The sequence below is a fragment of the Microvirga tunisiensis genome (assembly GCF_009296175.1).
GTDB classification, from domain to species: domain Bacteria; phylum Pseudomonadota; class Alphaproteobacteria; order Rhizobiales; family Beijerinckiaceae; genus Microvirga; species Microvirga tunisiensis.
Genome location: NZ_VOSK01000468.1, coordinates 1 through 4,104, shown reverse-complemented (window position 1 = coordinate 4,104; position 4,104 = coordinate 1). Strand labels below are relative to the sequence as shown.

Annotated in this window: 6 protein-coding genes; 2 read left to right on the top strand and 4 right to left on the bottom strand. The window is 64.2% G+C overall.

The genetic code is table 11. From position 1 onward, the window contains the following. The 3 genes from FS320_RS39480 to FS320_RS39470 all read right to left on the bottom strand — a co-directional run. Positions 1 to 1,744, bottom strand: a 1,744-nt coding sequence (locus FS320_RS39480; protein WP_162003542.1) for an adenylate/guanylate cyclase domain-containing protein, incomplete at its 3' end; no start/stop codon positions are given. 193 nt (positions 1,745 to 1,937) lie between these two features. Next, positions 1,938 to 2,162 (bottom strand): hypothetical protein, encoded by a 225-nt coding sequence (locus tag FS320_RS39475; RefSeq protein ID WP_152717852.1) that lies wholly within the window; start codon positions 2,160 to 2,162, stop codon positions 1,938 to 1,940. A 6-nt stretch (positions 2,163 to 2,168) separates the two neighbouring features. Next, complete coding sequence (locus FS320_RS39470) at positions 2,169 to 3,101, bottom strand: IS5 family transposase (protein ID WP_338105667.1); 933 nt, start codon at positions 3,099 to 3,101, stop codon at positions 2,169 to 2,171. A 160-nt stretch (positions 3,102 to 3,261) separates the two neighbouring features. Here FS320_RS39470 and FS320_RS39465 point away from each other — a divergent pair, with 160 nt between their 5' ends. Both FS320_RS39465 and FS320_RS39460 read left to right on the top strand, forming a co-directional pair. Then, positions 3,262 to 3,402: a hypothetical protein gene (locus tag FS320_RS39465; RefSeq protein ID WP_152717850.1), complete on the top strand. Its 141-nt coding sequence runs from the start codon at positions 3,262 to 3,264 to the stop codon at positions 3,400 to 3,402. A gap of 15 nt (positions 3,403 to 3,417) precedes the next feature. Then, positions 3,418 to 3,942 carry a phytochelatin synthase family protein gene (locus tag FS320_RS39460; protein WP_152717848.1) on the top strand — a complete coding sequence of 175 codons (525 nt, stop codon included), beginning with the start codon at positions 3,418 to 3,420 and terminating at the stop codon, positions 3,940 to 3,942. Here the strand turns inward: FS320_RS39460 and FS320_RS49115 are convergent. Continuing rightward, on the bottom strand, positions 3,931 to 4,104 hold a 174-nt coding region (locus FS320_RS49115), incomplete at its 5' end, for a transposase (RefSeq protein WP_244627680.1). The genes FS320_RS39460 and FS320_RS49115 overlap by 12 nt on opposite strands.

The window sequence follows — 4,104 nt, the reverse complement described above, 5'->3', positions numbered from 1 at the left end:
TGAGCAAGGCGTGCAGCGTAGCCGGGATGGCGAGCGCCGGCAGTGGGGCTGCGGACAAAGTGCCGATAGCACCATTGTCATGCGCGTCCGCTTCCAGCACCGCCTTCGTCAACTCCTCGACAAAGAGAGGCACGCCATCGGCTCGCTCGACGATCTCGTCCACGATATCACCGGAGAGCGCCGACTTACTGCCCGCAATTCGCTTGACCAGCGCCGCTCCGTCGCGGCGGTCCAACCGATTGAGCGTCACAGTCGTCACGTGCGGTTGACCGGTCCACGGTGGCGCGAACTCGGGGCGGAAGGTGGCAAGGAGCAGCACCGGCAGGTGCCTGACCCGCTCGATGATGAGGTCCAGCAGCTCGTGCGAGGTCGGGTCGATCCAGTGGACGTCCTCGAAGATCATCAGCACGGGGTGTCCCTGAACCAAGGCTTCGAGCTGCCGGAGCAGCACCTCGAACGTCTTCTCCTTTTTGCGCTGTGGTGTGAAGGCGTGTGGCGGACAGCCGTCCATGACAGGCAGGGACAGAAGTTCGGCCACGAGCGCCACGTCATGGTCCAGCGGTGAGGTTTGCGAAAGCAAGGTTTCGAGTTTCTCCAGCCTGATCACGGGCGTGTCATCGCGGCTAAAACCGGCTGCCCTTTCGAGCTGCTCAAGGATCGGATGCAGCGCGCTGTCTTGATGATAGGGCGAGCAGAAATACCGCAGACGCGTTTGCGGCTTGCCTTCAATCCGCTCCTGCAGGGCGGCGATCAGACGCGACTTGCCGATCCCCGGCTCGCCCGAGACCAGCACGATCTGGCCGTCGCCACTCGTCGCCCACCGCCAGCGCTGGAGCAGCAGTTCGACCTCCTCCTCGCGACCGACCAGCGGCGTCACCGCCATCGCCGGATGCAGCGCTTCATATCGGCCCGCGGCTGCGCTCGGGCCGGACACCCGCCACACGCGCACCGGCTCGGCATAGCCTTTCACCTCGAGCGCGCCGAGGTCTTCGTACTCGAACAAGCCGCCGATGAGGCGGTAGGTGCTGGCCGCGACCATCACCGCGTTCGGCTCCGCCAAGGCCTGCAGCCGCGCGGCCAGGTTCGGCGTCTCGCCCACCACGCTCCGCTCTTGCGCTTCGCCCGAGCCGACGAGATCACCGACGACCACGATGCCGGTTGCGATGCCAATGCGAACGTGCAGCGGCTCGTCATCAGTCTGCAGGCGGATCCGATGGATGGTTTCGGCAAGCTTCAGTCCGGCCCGCACGGCCCGCTCAGCATCGTCCTCATGCGCCTGAGGGTAGCCGAAGTAGACCAGCACGCCGTCGCCCATGTATTTGGCGACAAAGCCGTCATACCGAGCGACAATCTTGGCGACGCGCTTCTGATAGGCGCCAATGATCTCGCGCAGGTCCTCGGGATCGAGCCGTGACGCCAGGGCTGTTGAGCCGACCAGGTCGCAAAACATCACCGTCAGTTGGCGCCGCTCGGCCGAAGTCGTGGGGATCAGGCTTGGCCCTGGTGCCACGTTGGGGGCCGTTAGTGATGATGGGCGCGGGAGGCTCGCCACCGCCTTCAGCAGCTTCTTGCGCTGACCCAGCGAGAAACCGAGCTTCTCCAGGTCCGCCTCGCTCAGCTCGGGCAGGATCTCCAAATCGACATCGTGCGCCCGCAAGACGGGCGCGAGCTGCGCTAGGCCTAGCGGTGCCAGCCAGCGCTCCAACTCGTCCACGGCGGCTCCTCGGCCGTTCGGGCCGTTCACGACCTTACCCGAGGGAAGGATAACAGATCGAACGCGCGCTCCGAATGTTTCTCGGTGGGTACGGCATTGCCGAAGGAGCCGCCGCGGCATAGGAGCGGGGGCCGTCCGGCTCGCCGTCGAGGTAGGCGCGGCGGACGTTCTCTCACAGCCGGCTCACGACCGCTGGGTCAAGACCGGCAACGTAGTCGGCTGCTTACCCCTGCCGGAAGTCTTCGAAATCCGCGTAGTCCACGCGGATGGTCAGCGTGGTCTCGCCGATGTCCTGAAAGCCGGCCTCTTGCCATGCAGCGGCAAGAGGCCGGACGCGACATCGGCCGGGTGCCGTTCCGGCCGCGCAGCGCATCGGCTTGTGGGTCGAGGAAGATCTGGTGGGCTTTGGTGCGTAATTCAGATGTGGGTCGCGTTGATGCCCTGACATCTTGGCTCAGGTAATGTGCTGGGACACCGGCATGCCAAGGCGGGTCATGACGTTGAGGACCTTGCAGCCGGCTGCGGCTTCGGCCTTTTGCGTCGGCAGAGTCCGGGCGTGGAGGCGGCGGCCGATCACGGTCTTGTAATGCATCATTGCCACCTCGCCCAACGCCCGCCGGCCATAGTTGACAGCCTTCTGCCAGCCGCGCCGACCCCGCTCCTGGATCATCCGGAGGTGCCGATCCCGCTGCGTCGGGGCTGTATCGGCATTGTCGCTTGGCACGGCCGTTGATCGTGGTGGGATGATCACGGCTGCGGCAGGGTCCCGCTGAGCGATGATGCGGTACACGGGCCCGCCATCGTACGCACCATCGGCTGTGACCGAAGCAATCGGGCCCGAGATCTGATTGAGCAGTGGGCCGACCTGTGAGGCATCGCCGTCCTCGGTGGTCGTCAGTTCCGACGCAAGGATCTCACCGGTATCCGGGTCAGCAGCAAGGTGTAACTTACGCCAAGTCCGGCGCCCCTTGCCGCCATGCTTCTCGCGCTGCCATTCGCCAGCTCCAAACACCTTCAGGCCAGTGGAGTCGATCACCACGTTCACCGGCCCGCTCGCTATGCTCACCGCCTTGGCAAGGGTCAGATCGGCACTGCGGCGGGAGAAGGTGGTGTGATCGGGAACCGGGAGGTCCAAGCCGAGTAGTCGCATGATCGAGGCCAGCATGCCTTCGGTCTGGCGCCAGGGCCGACCAAAAGCTAGCCGGAGCATCAAGCCCGTTTCAACCGCAATCCCAGAGTACTTCTGCGGTCGCCCGCGCCTGTTATTGCGAGGCGGCGTCCATGCAGCCATCGCGGCGGGTGTCACCCACACCGTCAGGTCGCCCCGCCGACGCAGGGCCGCATCGTAGTCGCGCCAATTCTTTACACGGTAGCGCGCCTTTGGGATCCTATGGCGGCGCTCTTAATTGACCTTGTAGGGCATGCAGCTCTCGGCTTCGGAGGACTGCCTCTATACCTCACCCCTGCCTTAGCGCGACACCTCAGGCCGAATTACGCACCAACGTCATTACCGGACCAACGTCGTCGGTGGTCCAGGCTCATTCGTCATGCAGGTTTCCAACCCGCAGGAGATGACGGAGGCTTTTCTCGCCAAGTTCCGGCTGGATGTTGCGGGATTGAGTGATGCCACCACCTCAGACGAGCGGTTTCTCTCGGCCGACGCAACGACCAACGACCTTGATCCCTGAGCCAGGAGGTTCGCTATGCGCGTGCTCACGTCAATCCTGAAGGTCGCTTCCCTCAGCCTCTGCTTGACCATCGGGCAGGTTTCCGCTCAGACACTGCCCCTGCCAGAGCCCTTGATCAACCTGAACAGCGAACAGGGGGCCCGTCTGCTGCTGGAGAGCGAGGCGAACCGCGCCTATTGGCCGCTGAGCATCCAGTTCGTGACCCAGAAGAACCAGGCCTACTGTGGTGTCGCGAGCCTCACGATGGTGCTCAATGCGTTGGGCGTCCCGGCTCCCAGCACACCGGAGTTCGAGCCGTTCAAGACCTTCACGCAGGACAATCTTCTGAATGGCGAGACCGAAAAGGTGTTGCCGAAGGAGGTGCTGGCGAAGATCGGCATGACGCTGGACCAGATAGGAGGGCTTCTGACCACCTTCGGAGTCAAGGCTGACATTCACCATGCTGCCGACACCAGTCTGGATGAGTTCCGCAAGCTCGCGACTGAAGCTCTCAGTGACCCGCCCCCATGGAGTGGTCCGGTTAGAATGTTAATGGAGTGACGGCCTTTCCGCCAGTGCGGGCGGCGCTGCTGGCTGGGGCTGCGGAGCCGCCCGCAGGGACATGGCAGGCACGAACACCTCCGGGGCCGGCGGCCTGTAGCCGAGGGAGCCGTGAGGCCTCAGGGTGTTGTAATGACGGCGCCAGCTTTCGATCACGATCTG

What these genes read in the sequence shown, in the direction of transcription:
- FS320_RS39475 (WP_152717852.1), bottom strand. Translation starts at nt 2,162, where the DNA reads ATGTCAGGGCATCAACGCGACCCACATCTGAATTACGCACCAAAGCCC.
- FS320_RS39460 (WP_152717848.1), top strand. Translation starts at nt 3,418, where the DNA reads ATGCGCGTGCTCACGTCAATCCTGAAGGTCGCTTCCCTCAGCCTCTGC.
- FS320_RS39465 (WP_152717850.1), top strand. Translation starts at nt 3,262, where the DNA reads ATGCAGGTTTCCAACCCGCAGGAGATGACGGAGGCTTTTCTCGCCAAG.